Origin of the sequence: Phaeobacter inhibens DSM 16374, from assembly GCF_000473105.1 — a bacterium.
GTDB lineage: Bacteria > Pseudomonadota > Alphaproteobacteria > Rhodobacterales > Rhodobacteraceae > Phaeobacter > Phaeobacter inhibens.
Genome location: NZ_KI421498.1, coordinates 1,295,051 through 1,312,499, shown reverse-complemented (window position 1 = coordinate 1,312,499; position 17,449 = coordinate 1,295,051). Strand labels below are relative to the sequence as shown.

At 58.6% G+C, this 17,449-nt stretch carries 14 protein-coding genes and 1 tRNA gene; 9 read left to right on the top strand and 6 right to left on the bottom strand.

Going from position 1 to position 17,449, the window contains the following annotated elements; genetic code table 11:
- Positions 1-93: 93 nt before the first annotated feature.
- Positions 94-179 (top strand) — tRNA-Leu (locus INHI_RS0109950).
- Positions 180-694: 515 nt separating this feature from the next.
- Here the strand turns inward: INHI_RS0109950 and INHI_RS0109945 are convergent.
- Positions 695-3,223, bottom strand: coding sequence for an ATP-binding protein (locus INHI_RS0109945; RefSeq protein ID WP_027247550.1), 2,529 nt, complete (start codon positions 3,221-3,223; stop codon positions 695-697).
- Positions 3,224-3,679: 456 nt separating this feature from the next.
- Here INHI_RS0109945 and INHI_RS0109940 point away from each other — a divergent pair, with 456 nt between their 5' ends.
- Entirely contained in the window at positions 3,680-5,053 is a 1,374-nt protein-coding gene (locus INHI_RS0109940) for a methyl-accepting chemotaxis protein (protein ID WP_014879698.1), read from the top strand.
- Between the two features lie 301 nt (positions 5,054-5,354).
- On the top strand, positions 5,355-5,537 hold the full coding sequence (locus tag INHI_RS0109935) for a hypothetical protein (protein WP_014874309.1): 183 nt from the start codon (positions 5,355-5,357) through the stop codon (positions 5,535-5,537).
- Positions 5,538-5,567: 30 nt separating this feature from the next.
- Here INHI_RS0109935 and INHI_RS0109930 read toward each other — a convergent pair whose 3' ends face one another.
- A complete protein-coding gene (locus INHI_RS0109930) occupies positions 5,568-6,326 on the bottom strand; it encodes an alpha/beta fold hydrolase (protein WP_014879699.1) in 759 nt (252 codons plus the stop codon).
- Positions 6,327-6,470: 144 nt separating this feature from the next.
- On the opposite strand from INHI_RS0109930, the gene INHI_RS0109925 reads away from it, so the two are divergent.
- The 4 genes from INHI_RS0109925 to INHI_RS0109910 all read left to right on the top strand — a co-directional run bounded on the left by INHI_RS0109925 (position 6,471) and on the right by INHI_RS0109910 (position 8,630).
- A complete protein-coding gene (locus INHI_RS0109925; protein ID WP_014879700.1) occupies positions 6,471-6,836 on the top strand; it encodes a hypothetical protein in 366 nt (121 codons plus the stop codon).
- Positions 6,837-6,909: 73 nt separating this feature from the next.
- Complete coding sequence (locus INHI_RS0109920) at positions 6,910-7,497, top strand: TetR/AcrR family transcriptional regulator (RefSeq protein ID WP_014879701.1); 588 nt, start codon at positions 6,910-6,912, stop codon at positions 7,495-7,497.
- A 92-nt stretch (positions 7,498-7,589) separates the two neighbouring features.
- Positions 7,590-8,267 carry a PspA/IM30 family protein gene (locus INHI_RS0109915; protein ID WP_014879702.1) on the top strand — a complete coding sequence of 226 codons (678 nt, stop codon included), beginning with the start codon at positions 7,590-7,592 and terminating at the stop codon, positions 8,265-8,267.
- Between the two features lie 78 nt (positions 8,268-8,345).
- Positions 8,346-8,630, top strand: a complete 285-nt coding sequence (locus INHI_RS0109910) for a YiaA/YiaB family inner membrane protein (RefSeq protein ID WP_014874314.1) — start codon at positions 8,346-8,348, stop codon at positions 8,628-8,630.
- A gap of 79 nt (positions 8,631-8,709) precedes the next feature.
- Here INHI_RS0109910 and glyA read toward each other — a convergent pair whose 3' ends face one another.
- Positions 8,710-10,008, bottom strand: a complete 1,299-nt coding sequence (gene glyA, locus INHI_RS0109905) for a serine hydroxymethyltransferase (protein ID WP_027247549.1) — start codon at positions 10,006-10,008, stop codon at positions 8,710-8,712.
- Between the two features lie 170 nt (positions 10,009-10,178).
- Here glyA and INHI_RS0109900 point away from each other — a divergent pair, with 170 nt between their 5' ends.
- Entirely contained in the window at positions 10,179-10,940 is a 762-nt protein-coding gene (locus INHI_RS0109900; protein ID WP_014879704.1) for an NAD kinase, read from the top strand.
- 359 nt (positions 10,941-11,299) lie between these two features.
- Here the strand turns inward: INHI_RS0109900 and INHI_RS0109895 are convergent, their stop codons facing one another.
- Both INHI_RS0109895 and prpE read right to left on the bottom strand, forming a co-directional pair.
- Entirely contained in the window at positions 11,300-12,742 is a 1,443-nt protein-coding gene (locus INHI_RS0109895; protein ID WP_014879705.1) for an amidase family protein, read from the bottom strand.
- A 144-nt stretch (positions 12,743-12,886) separates the two neighbouring features.
- Entirely contained in the window at positions 12,887-14,776 is a 1,890-nt protein-coding gene (gene prpE / locus INHI_RS0109890; RefSeq protein ID WP_027247548.1) for a propionate-CoA ligase PrpE, read from the bottom strand.
- A gap of 40 nt (positions 14,777-14,816) precedes the next feature.
- On the opposite strand from prpE, the gene INHI_RS21070 reads away from it, so the two are divergent.
- On the top strand, positions 14,817-15,002 hold the full coding sequence (locus INHI_RS21070) for a hypothetical protein (protein ID WP_118144167.1): 186 nt from the start codon (positions 14,817-14,819) through the stop codon (positions 15,000-15,002).
- Positions 15,003-15,075: 73 nt separating this feature from the next.
- On the opposite strand, the gene INHI_RS0109885 is transcribed toward INHI_RS21070, so the two are convergent.
- The gene (locus INHI_RS0109885) at positions 15,076-17,364 is read right to left on the bottom strand and encodes an NADP-dependent malic enzyme (protein WP_014879707.1); all 2,289 of its coding nucleotides are present in this window, start codon (positions 17,362-17,364) and stop codon (positions 15,076-15,078) included.
- Positions 17,365-17,449 lie beyond the last annotated feature (85 nt).

Below are 17,449 nucleotides of genomic sequence, written 5' to 3'. Positions count from 1 at the left end.
GCCCGGAAAAATTCACCAAACAGATCAGATAGCCCATTGTACCGCTGCGGTGTCCTAGGTAGGTCTGTGATGGCAGCGGGTTTTGCCTGCTGTGCGGACGTGGTGGAATGGTAGACACCGGAGACTTAAAATCTCCTGGCCGTATGGCCGTGCGGGTTCGAGTCCCGCCGTCCGCACCAACCTTCAAACCGAATTTTATGTGTTTGACTATTTATGCATAGAAAACAAAGTTGTTACGGGTTTGACGGCATGGGTAGCTCCCGTTGATGTGTAGGAATGTATAGCCGTTTACGCATATTTTTCGCATGGTGCGCAATTCATGGCGTCTGTTCGTAGGCCAAAATCGAGATATTGGGCCGAGATTGCCCGCATTGGTGTCCGACAGTCAAAGTTTTCTCAACATAGTAAGAGGCTGATGACTGGGTCACTCGTGCTGAGGTCGAAACCTCGAACCATGACAAAATGGTAGGGACCGTCGCGCTGGCCGGGGAGGCGGCGAGTTTTGTTCTGAGGTCATAGCGTGGCAGCGCGCGTCAAACCATCGACTGACACCGCCGCCGGTTTGCCTCGCTGATGGCGGATCCTGCTGCGGGTTACCGCGACCTCTATACCTATTGCTAGGAAAATCCGGGACAGTCGCCAAGAGGCTGAGCTTGCCGCCGAGCATAATCTGCGGAGTGGCCCCTATAGGGGATCAGGAATTGGTGCCGTCTTTTGTCTGATCCGGCGGCGCTGCACGTTCGGCCTGAACCGAGGCGATGGTTTCCAGCAGCAGCGGTTTCCGGATGGGTTTTTGCAAAAAGCGATCCATCCCGGCGTCGAGACAGGCGCGCCGGTCGCTTTCGAAGGCGTTGGCCGTCAGGGCGATGATCGCGGGCTGAGCCATGTCGCTGGCCCGGATCTGGCGGGTCGCGGTGAGGCCGTCGACCTCAGGCATGGACATGTCCATCAGGATGATGGCAGGCTGATGGTCGCGACACATATCTACCGCCTCGCGCCCGTTCTCGGCCTCGATCACATTGAGTGGGGTGTCGGCAAGAAATTTCCGGATCAGCAGGCGGTTGGTCCGGTTGTCATCTGCCAGTAGCAAAACGCCGGGGCCGGGCTTTTGCTGCGCGGCCTCCGGGCTGATCTGTGTTGGGGCACTGGGCGCGGCGCGGGCGGCAGACAGCCGAATCTCGAGCCGGAAGCAGGAGCCCTGACCCTCGTTTGAGTTCAGGCTGATGCCGCCGCCCATACGCTGTGCCAGAATATTGGAGATGGTCAGCCCCAGACCGGTGCCGCCATAGTGGCGCGTGGTGGCAGCATCCGCCTGCGAGAACCGCTCAAACACATGTCTGGCCTGATCTTCTGAGATGCCGATGCCGGTGTCCACGACATCAATGAACAGATGATACGGATCCTTCACATCGCGACTGACGTGCAGGGACACGCTACCATACTGAGTGAATTTCACCGCATTGCTGAGCAGGTTGACGAGGATCTGACGCAGCCGCCCGTCGTCGCCATGAACCTGTTCGGGTAGCTCACGGGCGAAGGTCTGTGTGAAGGTAAGACCCTTTTCGCGTAGCTTCGGGCGCAGTACATCGACAGCACCATCAACGCATTTGCGGAGATTGAAATCAACGGCGCTGATCTCCATCTTGCCGGCCTCCAACCGGGACAGATCCAGAATGTCATTGATGATTTTCAACAGAGCGACAGAGGAGTCCCGTATGGTGTCAACGCATTGCTCCTGTTCCGCCGAGAGCGGGCTTTCGGCGAGGATATCGGACATCCCGATGATGCCGTTCATCGGCGTACGGATCTCATGGCTCATATTGGCAAGAAATTCGGTCTTTGCCTGATCCGCCTTTTCGGCGGCCTGTTTTGCGTAGGTCAGCTGAGCGTTGCGGTGGGTCAGCTGCTGGTTGGTCCGTTTCAGTTCATTGTTGAGGTCGACGTCGCGGGTCACATCCCATTCGACGCCAATCATCCGGTTGCGTCCCCGTGAATCGCGAAAGGAACAGCCCATTGCGCGGATGTTCTTATGGGTGCCGTTTTCCAGCCGGACCCGAAAATCGATGGAGTGGTTGCGAACGTGGCGCAGCGCCTCCTGAAAACCGTTGATGACGCGATCACGATCATTGGGGTGCAGAAAGGACCTCCAGACAGTGAGCGGCACGTCGCTTGAACCGACGGGATCGCCATAAAGCTCCCGCATTCGGTGATCCCAGATAGCACTATCGGAGTTGTCCTCAATCTCCCAGATGCCGATCTTCGAGGTTTCAACTGCCATTTCCAGACGGCGTGACAATGCCTCAAGCTCACGCTCGCGCCGTTTGAGGGTCTGGATTACCGACCGCCGGGCCGCAGACAACCGACCCGCCAGTGCGGTTGGAAAGAGAATGAAGGCGCCAGCCAGAAGGATTGTGAACCGCAGTTGCCATTTGTTATCGGCGCGGGTGGGCCAGCCCTCCTTCGGGCGTGCGGCAAGCTGCCAGGTGCCCACGGGCAGAACAATGTCCATCAGAACGGGGCTGTCCTCTAGGATATCTGGGTTTCCGTAGAACTGCGCGCCACTGGCGCCTTTGCCATCCTTACCGATCAGAGCGACGTCGATCATCAGATCAGGATCCGTCAACCCTCCCTTTGAGTAGACAGCGTCAATGTCGATCACGGAGGAGAGGATGCCCCAGAAGGATTTGCTTCCCTGTGGCCCGATGAAGATCGGGAAACGTGCGATCATGCCGCGACCGCCCTGCAGCAGGTCGACAGGCCCTGCCAGCACGAGTTCGCCGCTGTCGCGAGCCAATAGGGCAGCGGCGCGTTGGGCGTCGTTCTTGCGATAATCCAACCCAATCGCAGCTTCGTTGCCTTCCATCGGATGCATCAGTTTGATGACGAGGTCGGGCGCTGCAGCGATATTGCGCAGACTATCTTCGGCCTCCAGTAGATGGGCCGCCAATTGCGAAAATCGGCGCTGTGTCATATCGGGTTCTGTTGACAGGACTGCCTGCAGCCCGCGAACCAGTTGGATATCGGCCGCCAGGTTGCCCTCGATCCGGGCGCGAATGAGCCCCGCTTCATATTGGACATCGGCCCGCAGCTTTTGTTCATAGATGGTGTCGTTCTGGGATTCGGCTGATATGCCTGCGGCGATGATCACCACTAAGGCGACCAGCGTCGGCAGATAGGTCCGATTGTTCAGCGCCTGGATCCACGCTTTGGGCCGAAATCTCATGAAGGTTACACCGGTGATTATCGTCTACTGTAAATATACAGTCATTCCTGGCGCAAAACTGTTCAACCAATATTAACGATGCCCGAACTTTTCCACTTTGAGAGGTTTTCCGGACGATTGCTCACGCGTAAGGGGATTTGTTTTGGGGATTTCCACGACAGTCTCTCTAATTAGTATCAAATTGAGCGGGCTTTTGTGTGGTCGTCAGCTGAAGAGATGCCATCTTAGGTTGAGTAAGTTAATCGAGAGGTAGCGTAAATGCGTATCTTTGCGATCTATTCCGAACACTCTGTGGATAGGTTAAGTTGCTGTGAGAAATCATGAATTAATATTTTGACGAGATGAAAAGCTGGATCCTGTTCCCTGACCCGGCGCATTTTTCAAAGTTAATATTTGGGCAAGGAACCTCCGATATTGATTTTTAGATCAACTTTCAATGTATGGCCGAGGGTAACGATGTTTTTCAAACGTGATGCAAAGAAACAGCAAGCTGAATCGACAATGGAACGGTCGATCATGGATATGATTGATCGAACTCAGGCCATGATCCAATTCGAACCCGACGGAACGATTCTGGAAGCCAATGCGAATTTCCTGGGCGCGGTCGGATACCAGCTTGAGGAGATCCAGGGTAAGCATCACTCAATGTTCGTGGATCCCGATTATGCCCGCAGCGACGCCTATAAATCGTTCTGGGCGGATCTGGCGGCGGGGAAATTTTTCACCGATCAATATCCGCGCGTATCAAAAGCGGGGGAGACGATCTGGATCCAAGCCACCTATGCACCTGTCCTCGACAGTGAGGGCAAAACGGTGCGGGTGATCAAACTGGCCACCGACATCACAGCGCGGCAGAACAGTGTTGAGGATATCTCAAAAGGGCTCGAAGCCCTGAGTGAGGGGGATCTGAGCTACCGGGTGCAGCCCTCTGACCTGCCGGATATGCGGGTACTCTGCGAGGCGTTCAACAACGCGCAGGATACGTTGAATGGCGCTGTTGAAACGGTGAAGGCGGTCGCCGATGCGGTCGGCAGTACGGCATCTGAAATCAGTCAGTCCTCTAGTGAGCTGTCGCATCGTACCGAAACCCAGGCCGCCACACTGGAAGAAACCGCCGCTGCAATTGAGGAGCTGACCTCCACAGTGCGTTCTGCCGCCGATGGCGCCCGTGAGGTTGAGGACATCGTCAGCAACGCGCGCGCAACCGCTGAGGAAAGCGGTGAAGTTGTGAGCAACGCGGTGACGGCCATGTCGCAGATCGAGGAATCCTCTGGCAAGATCTCACAGATTATTTCGGTGATTGATGATATCGCCTTTCAGACCAATCTGCTTGCGTTGAATGCCGGTGTTGAGGCGGCGCGGGCGGGCGAGGCCGGTCGCGGCTTTGCGGTTGTTGCCTCCGAAGTGCGCGCGCTGGCGCAGCGATCCTCCGACGCGGCAGGTGAGATTAAGCAGTTGATCAACGAGAGCTCGCAATATGTCGGCAACGGTGTGAAACTGGTGAGCCGCGCGGGTGAAGAACTGCAGAAAATCATCGGCAGCGTCAGCACCATCTCTGGCCATGTCAGCCAGATTGCAACGGGCGCAGCGGAACAATCCGTGACCCTTGTGGAGATCAACACCGGTGTCAGCCAGTTGGATCAGGTGACCCAACACAATGCAGCCATGGTCGAGGAGGCCACCGCGGCCAGTCAGACACTCTCCAATGACGCCAATGAGCTGACCCGCCAGATTTCCATTTTCAAAACGGGGTCCGGGACGCAGAACATCGTGTCCTTTGGAAGCGGCAGCGCTGGGGCGCAGGGCTATGGTGTACGTGCCACCGGCTGACTTTGGCATCAGAAGGCGGTCTATCTAGGAGGGGCGCCGTGGGGCTGGCTCGTCCGTTCATAAAAACCGATCTGGGGGATCGTCTGTACCAACGCTTCCCAGAACACGACCGCCGTGCTGCACCAGCAGCTGCGGCGGTTGGCGTATTGGTCGCAGATCTTTCTAAAACGCATGCTGACCCGGGATCGCTTCGGCGCAGTGTTGCTGTGGAACTGATCAGGATCAAAGACCGGCCTTCCGACACCATGATTTATGGTGGCAGATACCCTAATGTTGCCAACCTATGACCGGAGTGACCGCCATGATCCGCCTAGCATCCATCCTCTATTCCCTGATCGGCAGCAGCCTTGCCGGGGCCGCTGTGATCGCGGTTCTGGTGGCCGGGCATGTCTCTGTTCCGGCTATTCTGATGGCGGCCGCTGTTGGCGCGGTGGCAGGGCTTCCGGTGTCCTATCTGGTGGCGCGACGGCTTTATCAGGGATGACCATGCGCGTCCCGGGCGGCGGCGCCCCGTTCAGGCGTCAAAGAAGCTGCGGGCTGTCGCAACAAAGGCGCGCGGATTTTCGGCGTGGAGCCAATGGCCGCAATCGGGAAGTTTGGCAAAATGTGACTGGCTGAACCGTGCCTTGATCAGGGGGCGATGCTCCGGCAGGACATAATCCGAGGCAGCGCCGGACAGAAACAGCGTGCTGCCATCCCATTGCGCGTCGGTCTCGGGAAAACCCATGATGTGGGGCATGTCGCGTTCCAGGGTGTCCAGGTTCAGGCGCCAGCGTTTCTTGGGCAGATCAAGGGACTGCGTGAAGAAACTCTGTAGTGCTTTTTCGACGCCGAGGTCGGCCAGCTGTGCTTCAGCGTCGGAGCGGCGTTCGACTTTCGCGAGATCAACCTGACGCATGGCATGGATGTATTGGATCTGGCTGTGCTGGTAGGCCACTGGCGCGATATCCGCGACCAGCAGGCGGCGCAGCGCCTGGGGGTGGTTGAGTGCCAGCGTCATTGCCGCCTTGCCGCCCATAGAGTGGCCAATCATATCAACGGGCCCGCCATGGGCTGCGATCACCTCCGCCAGATCATCGGCCATATCGTGGTAGCTGTGGGTTTCGGTCCAAGGGCTGTTGCCATGGTTGCGCATATCGATCGCGATCACCTCGCGATCATCGCAAAGCCGTTTGGCAATAGCGCCCCAGTTTCGGGCAGAGCCATAAAGCCCATGCGCGATCATCAAGGTGGGCTTGTCGGTCGGGGCGCCATGGCGGATCGTGTTCAGCATATCCCCGTGATAGCGCCGGGATCGTTCACTCGCCAGTCCCTTTGCGCGGGGGATTGCTGTTGTTTCTTATATCTCTGGCTGGGCATTGAGCGTACCGCGAAGCGCCGCTAAAGTGCCGCTAGTTTTTCAGATCCCGGACCGTCCATGGCAAATCCCCTTCTCAGCGATATCGAACAGGTTCAGGACCTGTTGAAAGACCGAGAACAGGTTGGCGGCGATCTTGCGTCGGCACTGAAACACGCGCGACGCCGGTTGCCGCGCCGGATCTATCGACAGGGCATGCGGCTTGCCGAAGCGCAGCATTTTCTGGCGCATCCGAAACTGCGGCTGACAGTTGAGCAGGACCCGTTGCAGCGCGCGGCACGTGAGGTGATCAAGCACCTGAAATCCATTGACCTGGCGGATCGGCGTCGCGGACGTCTGCTGGACATCGTCGCCACAATGGCCTTTTCGATGATCGTGGTTGCGATATTGCTCGTGGTGGTGCTGCGCTGGCGGGGATTTGTTTAAGGTGTGACACCCCTTTCCCTTGCGGGCACGGCCCGGTATCTTGAACATGGTTCAAGACTGAAGGGCAGAGCAGATGGCAAGCAAGGCGGAAAACCGCAAGCAAGAGTTGCGTGAAAAACTTGTGGCAGCGGCTGAGATCCGTATTCGCCGTGACGGGGCAGGGGCACTGCGGGCACGCGATCTTGCGATGGACGCGGGTTGCGCTGTGGGCGCTATTTACAACGCGTTTGACGATATGAATGCCATTGTGATGGCGGTGAACGGGCAAACCTTTCAGGCTCTGGGGCAGGCTGTGCAGCAGTCTCTCAACGGGGCGGAAGCTGCGACGCCGACCGAACGGTTGATCCTGATGAGCAATGCGTATCTGGGATTCGCGGCAGAGAATACCCGGCTGTGGCGCGCCTTGTTCGATGTGCAGGCGGAGGAGGAGGCGGTTCCTGATTGGTACCGCGCCGCGCTGGAGGATCTGTTTTCAAATATTGCGGCGCCGGTTGCGGAGATTTTTCCCCACAAAACACCCGAGGATCTGGTGCTCATGGTGCGGGCTTTGTTCTCGGCCGTGCATGGAATCGTGCTTCTCGGGTTGGAGAACCGCATCTCTGGCGTGCCGGTGGACCAAATTGAGCGGATGATTTCCGAGGTATTGTCACGCCTTACATGATTTCCTGAACATCGTTCAAAATAATCCTTGAACGACGTTCAATATTTCCTTATACCAAATTTATGAACACTGTTCACGATTTGGAGGAAGCCATGTTTGCAACGATTAAGACTTTGATCCGGGGCATTGATGCCCGCGCTGAGGAGCGGTTGAGCGACACTTATGCGATTGAGTTGATCGACCAGAAGATCCGCGCCGGTGAGGCAGATCTGACCCGCGCCAAACAGGCGCTGGCCGGTTTGATCCAGAAATCCCGTATGGAAACCCGTCAACTTGGGGCGGTCACCACGCGGATCGGCGATCTGACGGAGCGGGCCCGCGCGGCTCTTGCGGATGATCGTCAGGATCTGGCGCAGGCCGCTGCCACGGCCATTGCGGAGTTGGAAAACGAGCAGGCAATGCGCCGCCGCACGGTCGACATGCTGGAGCAGCGCAGCCTGCAGCTGCGCCAGTCCGTAGAATCCTGTCATCGCCGTCTGATGGATCTGAAACAGGGCGCAGTTGCAGCAAGGGCCACCCGGAAGGCACAAGGCGCGCATATCGGCATGGCGCGGGGCGAAGCATCCGGCGACACGCTGGGCGAGGCTGAGGCGCTGATCAATCGTGTGATGTCTGCTGAGGACCCGTTTGAGCATAGCGAAATCTTGAAGGACATCGAAACCGGGCTGAGCCATGGCACGGTGGCAGATGATCTGGCGGATGCCGGGTTCGGCGCCCCGACACGCAGTACTGCTGCTGATGTTCTGGCGCGGCTGGCACCAAAAAATTGACACTTCGCGAGCGCCCGTAAACTGGCGCAGCTTTCTTAAGTATTTGAAAAATCAAGACGACCAATCGGGAGAGACCCAATGACCAATGCACGCAACGACAACAACCTGATCATCACCCTCAACGTGGCCGGTGTGGCTGTGGCTTACGGGATGCTGGGCATCTCGCTCTGGCTTTCGACTGAGGTGCCGCTGGCGACCAAAGGGTTCTGGGGCATGGGCATCATGCTCCTGACACTGAGCCTGATCAACGTTGTGAAATACCGCTTTGACATCCGTTCCAGCGAAGATCGCATCCGTCGTATCGAAGAAGCGCGCAATGAGAAAATGCTGGAAGAGGCGCTGGCTGAGACCAAGCCGCTCTGATCTGGTAGATCCGGATCGCACAAAAGAAAACCGCCGCGTGCGATAAGCACGCGGCGGTTTTTTGTTTTGACCGACTGGCTTAGTGGTTCGGGTAGAGCGGGAAGCGGGCGCAGAGGGCGGCCACTTTCTCGCGCACAGATGCCTCAACAGTGGCATTACCGTCTTCGCCATTGGCGGCCAGACCGTCGACAACTTCGATGATCAGATCCGCGATTTCGCGGAATTCAGCTTCGCCAAAGCCACGGGTGGTGCCTGCGGGGGTGCCCAGACGGATGCCCGAGGTAACGGTCGGCTTTTCCGGGTCGAACGGGATGCCGTTCTTGTTGGTGGTGATATGGGCGCGGCCCAGAGCCTTGTCCACGATATTGCCGGTCACGCCTTTGGGGCGCAGATCGACCAGCATTACATGGGTGTCGGTGCCACCGGTGACGATGTCGAGACCGCCCTTGATCAGCTGATCCGAGAGTGCCACGGCATTGGCGCGCACCTGCTTCTGGTAGTCTTTGAACTCAGGACGCAGTGCTTCACCGAAAGCGACGGCCTTGGCTGCAATCACATGCATCAACGGGCCACCCTGGATACCGGGGAAGATCGCGGAGTTCACTTTCTTTGCGATATCGGCATCATTGGTCAGGATCATGCCGCCGCGCGGACCGCGCAGAGTTTTATGCGTGGTGGTGGTGGCAACATGGGCATGCGGGAAGGGCGAGGGGTGCTCACCCGCAGCGACCAGACCGGCGAAATGCGCCATGTCGACATGCAGATAGGCGCCTACCTTATCGGCGATTTCGCGGAAGCGGGCAAAGTCGATGACGCGCGGAATGGCGGAGCCACCGGCGATGATCAGCTTGGGCTGATGCTCAACCGCGAGGGCCTCGACCTGATCATAGTCAATCAGGCAGTCTTCTTCACGCACACCGTAGTGAACCGCGTTGAACCATTTGCCGGACTGGTTGGGGCGCGCACCGTGAGTGAGGTGACCGCCGGAGGCCAGATCCATGCCGAGGATGGTGTCGCCGGGCTGGATCAACGCCTGGAACACACCTTGGTTCGCCTGCGAGCCGGAGTTGGGCTGCACGTTGGCGAACTCACAGCCAAACAGTTGTTTGGCGCGGTCAATGGCGAGGTTCTCAGCAACATCAACGTATTGGCAGCCGCCATAGTAGCGACGGCCCGGGTAGCCTTCGGCGTATTTGTTGGTCAGAACAGTGCCCTGCGCTTCCATCACGGCGGCGGAGACGATGTTTTCCGATGCGATCAACTCGATCTCGTCGCGCTGACGACCGAGCTCATCCGTGATAGAGCCGTACAGCTCCGGATCGCGCTCGGCGAGGGATTGGGTGAAAAAACCGGGGTCGCGGGAGGTGGTCACGGTCATGATGCTGGCTCCATGAGTTGGCGTTCCATTTGAGAGATTTCCTATCGGAAACATCGCAGCCCTGAAAGCCCGGAATACGACGAATTCCTCGCTGAGAGCGGCAAGACTGGCAATCTTGGGAAAGCTGTGATTGTTTCGGAACGAATTGCGTAACACCGGAAACAGATTTGATGACCATGAGAATCGCCTTTCTGGCCAGCCGGGCTCCGGTGGCGCAGTCAGCACAAACCGAAATGGTGAGACGATACGGCAATGTGCCCAGGGAAGAGGCGGATGTGATCGTCGCCTTGGGGGGCGATGGCTTCATGCTGGATACATTGCATGAAACGATTGATTTGCCCGCGCCGGTCTACGGCATGAATCGTGGGACCATCGGCTTTCTGATGAATGAATATAGTGCAAGCGGGTTGCTGGCGCGGCTGCAGGCTGCTGAGGAGGAAATCATCAACCCTCTGTCGATGGTTGCCATGGATGGCGAGGGGCGATCGCATCGGGCGCTGGCGATCAACGAGGTATCCCTGCTGCGGGCGGGACCGCAGGCGGCGAAGCTGAAAATCTCCGTCGACGGGCGGCAACGCATGGCGGAACTGGTCTGTGATGGGGCGCTGGTCTCAACGCCTGCGGGGTCCACCGCCTACAACTATTCCGCCCATGGTCCGATCCTGCCGATCGGATCCGATGTACTGGCCCTGACCGCTATTGCAGCGTTCCGCCCGCGCCGCTGGCGTGGGGCGTTGCTGCCCAGCAATGCAATCGTGCGGTTTGACGTACTGGAGCCGGAGAAGCGACCGGTGATGGCTGATGCGGATTCTGTCTCCTTTGCCAATATTCATTGGGTGGAAATCGCAACCCAAACCAAGATCCGCCACAAGATCCTGTTCGATCCCGGCCATGGGCTCGAAGAACGGCTGATATCCGAGCAGTTCACCTGAGATAGAGTGATGCCTCATAGGTTGTATCACGTGTTTGTGAATGCAAAACTCGCTATTTTGTGCGATAATCGAACTCTACAATAGGCCGATGCCAGCGGTGACAGCCAAAGGGCATAGCGATCCCACTAAGGGACGCAGCGATCTACCGGGATGGCCATCGGCCCCTTATTTAAGCACCTAAACTTTTGCGTTTGCCGGACTGTGCGGTGATCTTCATCTGCGCGCGTTTGGGTCCTCGAAGGCGGGAAACGCCGGGGCGATGGTCCCGCATCCTTCGTGTGATGATTTTCGTGAACGAGTATCCGGTGGTATCGGAATATCCGGGGGTCGGCGCATACCGAGCCCCGGATTTCTTTATGTCACCCGTTTGCAATCGACATTCGTTGCCACAGCTGGTCGCACATGCGGCCAATCCGATCCTCGATTGCGAGACAGGCGTCCACTGCCATGTCCTCGCGCCACCGGGGGGCTGCGATCTGGACATTGATCGGTTGCGGCCCGGATGGCAACTCGGCAAGGCGGCTTGGTACCGAGGCGGCGGGCAGGCCCAGAAAATTCATCGCATAGGAATAGACCGCGCAGCCCAGCACCTCATGAACACCCGCAGCACCTTCGGTGTCGCGATCCGGTCTGAAGAAGGGCTGCGGCAGGAAAGGGGTCAGCACCAGCGGATAGCGCTGCATGAACAGTGACCAGTCCCGCGCGTACTGTGTGCGCTTGGCCATCATCTGCAAGAGTTCCACCCCGGCGAAAGGCGGGAACTCCTCAAAATACACCGCAAAAATATCGCGAACGGTCTGTGAACCAGCTGCGTCAACGTCGCCCTTCATCAGGGCATAGACCTCCCCCATCAGGGCGCGATAGCCGGTGCGGCCCGCGTCAAAGACATCCGGCAGCACCGTTTCCTCAACCAGGTATCCCGCATCACTCAACGCCGCGCGCGCATCCTCCAGCGCGGCGTCGACTTCCGGGTGCAGATCATAGCCGTAGGTCTCCTTGGAAAAGGCTACGCGGATCGGGCCGTCCGGCGATGCACCATGCCAAGGCAAAGGCACATGGAACGGATCGCGTGGATCTGGCGCAATCAGGCTGGGCATGGACAGATGCAAATCCTGAGCCGTTCGGGTGAGCAGCCCCTGAACAGACATGTTCTGCGCGAGAATGCCCCGTTCCGCTGATTGGCTTGGGTTCCAGGCGGGCACACGGCCAAGGCCGGGTTTTACTGTTACTGCACCATTGGCGGCGGCCGGGAAGCGCAGCGAGCCGCCGATATCATTGCCATGGGCCAGGGCGCCAATTCCGGCCATCACAGCAGCTCCGGCCCCACCTGAGGAGCCGCCGGGCGAGATATGGCGCCCCCAGGGGTTATGTGTGCGGCCATGCAGCGGATTGTCGGTATCGGCGCGGAAGGAAAATTCAGGTGTGTTGGTGCGCCCGATCACCACTGCGCCTGCGTCCTGCAGGTTCTTCACCACGGGGGCATCGTCCGCTGCGATCAGATCCTTCAGCGCGCTGACCCCATTGGAGGTCGCATGACCTGCCTGATCGACGTTGATCTTGATCGTGACAGGGACGCCGTGCAGCGGGCCACAGGGCGCGCCGCTTGCGCGTGCTTTGTCCAGCTGTTGCGCGCGACCAAGGGCTTCGCTGCTCAGATCCTCAACCACCGCATTCAGATCGGGGTTCACCGCAGTCATTCGGGTGAGCGAGGCTGCGACCGCCGCCTCCGCTGTAAGGTCGCCCGCTGTGGTACGTCGGCTAAGCTCTGTTGCGCTCAATCGCCAGATGTCGCTCTGTGTCATATAGATGCCTCCTTGCTGGCAGGGTAGGCGGGGGCATCTGAGTTGCAAGGGAAACCGCACGGCAAAAGGCCGAAAACCTGTTAAGGTTTCCGGCAGTTGTTCGGTATCAGAACAAAGGTGGCGCCTAGCGCGGCGGGATGCGCGCTACTTCGCGTAGCCAAGCCCCTGCAATGCCGTGGTGATCTCATCCAGAATGGCCGGATCATCGATGGTTGCGGGCATCTTCCAATCGGTGCCATCGGCAATGTTCACCATGGTGCCCCGCAGGATCTTGCCAGAGCGGGTTTTCGGCAGTCGGTCCACAACGCAGGCCAGTTTAAAGGCCGCGACGGGTCCGATTTTCTCGCGCACCAGTTTGACCACCTGGGCAACCACATCCTCATGTGGGGTGTCGCAACCGGCATTGAGGCAGAGGAAGCCAACAGGGGCCTGCCCCTTAAGGCTGTCGCTGACACCGATAACGGCGCATTCTGCCACGTCGGGATGTCCTGCCAGAACCTCCTCCATTGCGCCGGTGGACAGGCGGTGGCCCGCAACATTGATCACGTCATCAGTGCGTGCCATGATGTAGAGATAGCCGTCCTCATCCTTCATGCCGGCATCGCCGGTCTCGTAATAGCCGGGGAAGGTGGTGAGATAACTCTTCTTGAAGCGGTCCTCGGCATTCCACAGCGTGGGCAAGGTGCCGGGGGGCAGGGGCAATTTTACAGCAATCGCGCCCAGCTCGCCCGGGGCAACAGGGTGACCACCTTCGTCGAGGATATCAACGGTGTAACCGGGCATTGGCACGGCGGGGGATCCGAGCTTTGTCGGCAGTTCCTCGATCCCCAGCGGGTTCGCGGCAATCGACCAGCCGGTCTCGGTCTGCCACCAGTGGTCAATCACTGGAACTTTCAGCTGTTCTTGCGCCCAGGTGATGGTGTCTGGGTCCGCGCGCTCACCAGCCAGATAGACCTGTTTGAGGCAGCTGAGGTCGTATTTCTTGACGAATTCGCCCTTGGGATCTTCCCGCTTTACTGCCCTGAATGCGGTGGGGGCGGTGAAAAAACTTTTGACCTTATGCTCGGAAATCACCCGCCAGAACGTGCCGGCATCCGGCGTGCCGATGGGCTTGCCCTCAAACACGATGGTGGTGTTGCCATGGATGAGCGGCCCGTAGCAAATGTAGCTGTGACCCACGACCCAGCCCACATCGGAGGCAGCCCAGAACACATCGCCGGGATCGACATTGTAGATGTTCTTCATGGTCCAGTTCAGCGCCACCAGCTGACCGGCGGTGTGGCGGATCACGCCCTTGGGCTGACCAGTGGTGCCGGAGGTATAGAGGATATAGGCGGGGTGGTTGCCCTCAACCGGGACACATTCGGCTGGTTCCACACCGTATTGGAAGCCGTGCCAATTGACGTCGCGGCCTTCGATCAATTCGGCGACTTCCTGTTCGCGCTGGAAAATCACACAGAAGTCGGGCTTGTGGGTGGCAAGGTCGATGGCGCCGTCCAGAAGTGGTTTGTAATGTACGGTACGACCGGGCTCCAACCCGCAGGAGGCGGCGATGATCGCCTTGGGCGTGGCGTCATCAATGCGCACGGCGAGTTCATTGGCCGCAAAACCACCAAAGACCACAGAGTGTACAGCCCCCAGACGGGCGCAGGCCAGCATTGCCTCCAGCGCCTCGGGGATCATTGGCATATAGATGATGACGCGGTCGCCCTTCTTGATACCTTTGGCGCGCAAGGCGCCGGCGAGGGTGGCGACCCGGTTCCGTAGCTCGACGTAAGAGATTTCGCGTTTGGTGTGGGTGATCGGGCTGTCATAGATGATCGCGGTTTGCTCGCCCCGACCTGCTTTAACATGACGGTCGACGGCATTATAGCAGGTGTTTACGCGCGCGTCGGCGAACCATTCATAGAGCCCGTCCCCCTTGTCGGTCAGCGCCTTGGTTGGCGCACTGTCCCAGCTGATCGCCTCAGCTGCCTCCATCCAGAATTGTTCCGGATTGGCCTTCCAGCCTTCATAGACCTCTGAATACGACATGCGGTTCCTCCTCACTCATCCTTGGCAGTGAGTTAGGCGCATGGATCGCCACCGGGCAAGCGTGCTGCGCGACGTCGCGTCAGATTGGCGCAAGAAATTTGCATTTTTTGCCAACATGATGTTGCAAAGTTTTGCAAACAAGGCTTGTTCGCGGAATTTACAGCAAGATGGTGGCAGGTTTGCAAAGTTGCGCGGCAAGCACTCGCCAAGGTCGCCGGGGGAGTGAGGACCACAGGCGCGCTGATTCTATGCGGATTGCCTGTGGTCGCTGGGGCGTTGGTGACGGTTCCCGTGACGGGTCAGCTGTAATGGGTGACGGGTGTCCCTGCGATTGCGGCCATGTTCAGCAGCCCGCGCGCGGTGATCGACGGGGAGACGATATGCGCCCGGTTGCCCATACCCATCAGGATTGGACCGACCTCCAGCCCGCCGGCGCGCATTTTCAGGATATTGCGTACGCCACTGGCGGCATCGGCATGGGCAAAGATCAGCACATTGGCTTCACCCTCCAGCCGTGAATTCGGGAAAATGCGGGCGCGCAGTTCGGGGTCCAGCGCGGTGTCGATGTTCATCTCGCCTTCGTAGATGAAATCACGCGGGGTCTCATCAAGGATGCCGATCGCCGCGCGTAGGCGAGCACCGGAATCGCAACGGGTGTTGCCGAACTGGGATTGCGAACAAAGCGCAATTTTCGGCTCTAGACCGAAACGGCGGACATGGCGCGCAGCACCGATAACGGTCTGGGCAATCTGTTCGGGGGTGGGTTCAATCCGCACATGGGTATCACCGATGAACAGGGGCCCGTCTTCAAGGATCACCAGCGACAACGCACCGTGAGGCTCATAGGTGCCACCGCCAAGGACTTGGTTCACATAGTTCATATGCCAGCGATACTCACCAAAGGTACCGCAGATCATGCTGTCGGCCTCGCCGCGATGGACCATGATGGCGCCAATTGCGGTGGTGTTGGTCCGCATGATCGCCTTGGCCAGATCGGGTGTCACGCCTTCGCGCTGCATGACGCGGTGATAGCTGGTCCAATAGTCGTAATAGCGCGGATCGTTTTCTGGGTTCACGATCTGAAAATCGGTACCGGGACGAATGCGCAGGCCCAGCCGTTCGCAGCGGGTTTCTATGACCTCCGGGCGACCGATGAGGATCGGGGTTTCGGTGGTTTCTTCCAGAATGCCCTGGGCGGTGCGCAACACGCGCTCATCCTCGCCCTCGGTAAAGACGATACGCCTTGCTGCGGCCTTTGCAGCCTCAAATACGGGTTTCATCAACAGAGCGGATTTGAACACGGTCTGATTTAGTTTCGCCCGATAGGCTGCAAGATCGTCTATAGGGCGCTGTGCGACGCCACTCTCCATCGCGGCCTTGGCCACGGCGGACGATACCACCCCGACAAGACGCGGATCGAATGGTTTAGGGATGAGGTAGTCCGCGCCAAAGGTCAGCTGTTCCCCCTGATAGGCGGCGGCGGCTTCGGCAGAGGTGGTCATGCGCGCCATTTCGGCGATGCCCTCGACGCAGGCGATCTGCATCTCGTCGTTGATCTCCGTCGCGCCTACATCCAACGCCCCGCGGAAAATGAACGGGAAGCAGAGGACATTGTTGACCTGATTGGGAAAATCGCTGCGGCCTGTGGCGATGATCGCATCAGGCGAGACCTCGCGAGCCACATCCGGCAGGATTTCCGGGTTGGGGTTGGCGAGGGCGAAGATGATCGGCCGGTCGGTCATCTTGGCGACCATTTCCGGCTTCAGCACATTGGGACCAGACAGACCAAGGAACAGATCGGCACCACCGATCACATCGTCCAGCGTGCGCAGATCGGTCTTCTGTGCAAAGGCCGATTTATGCGGGTTCATATCCTCGGTGCGGCCCTCATAAACCAGACCATGCAGATCGCAGAGCCAGATGTTCTCACGCCTCACGCCCAGTTTCACCAGCATGTTGAGGCAGGCAATCCCTGCAGCGCCACCACCGGTGGACACAATCTTGATATCCTCGAACCGTTTTCCGGCGACATGCAGCGCGTTCTTGGCCGCAGCCCCCACTACAATCGCGGTGCCGTGCTGGTCGTCGTGGAAAACGGGGATGTTCATCCGCTCGCGGCAGATCTTCTCCACGATGAAGCAATCCGGCGCCTTTATGTCCTCGAGATTGATGGCGCCAAAGGTCGGTTCCAGCGAACAGACGATATCGGCGAGTTTTTCCGGATCGCTCTCGTTCACCTCAATATCGAAACAGTCGATACTGGCGAATTTCTTGAACAGGACAGCCTTGCCCTCCATCACGGGTTTGGAGGCCAGCGCACCGATATTGCCCAGACCCAGAACCGCCGTGCCATTGGTGACCACCGCAACCAGATTGCCGCGCGAGGTGTATTTTGCCGCGTCGGCCGGATCGGATTTGATTTCCAAGCAAGCCTCGGCAACACCGGGGGAATACGCGCGCGCCAGATCCCGGCCATTTGCCATCGGCTTGGTCGCGCGGATCTCCAGCTTACCGGGGTTGGGATAGGCGTGGTAATGCAATGCGGCGTCGCGCAGGGTTTGGGTATCGGATTTCGGATTTTTGGTCATCAGGCGCTCCAGAGACTATAGTTTAGTGTTAAACGACTTTTGACGTCAGGGAAACAGGCTATTCACGCGTGGTGCTGCGGGGCTG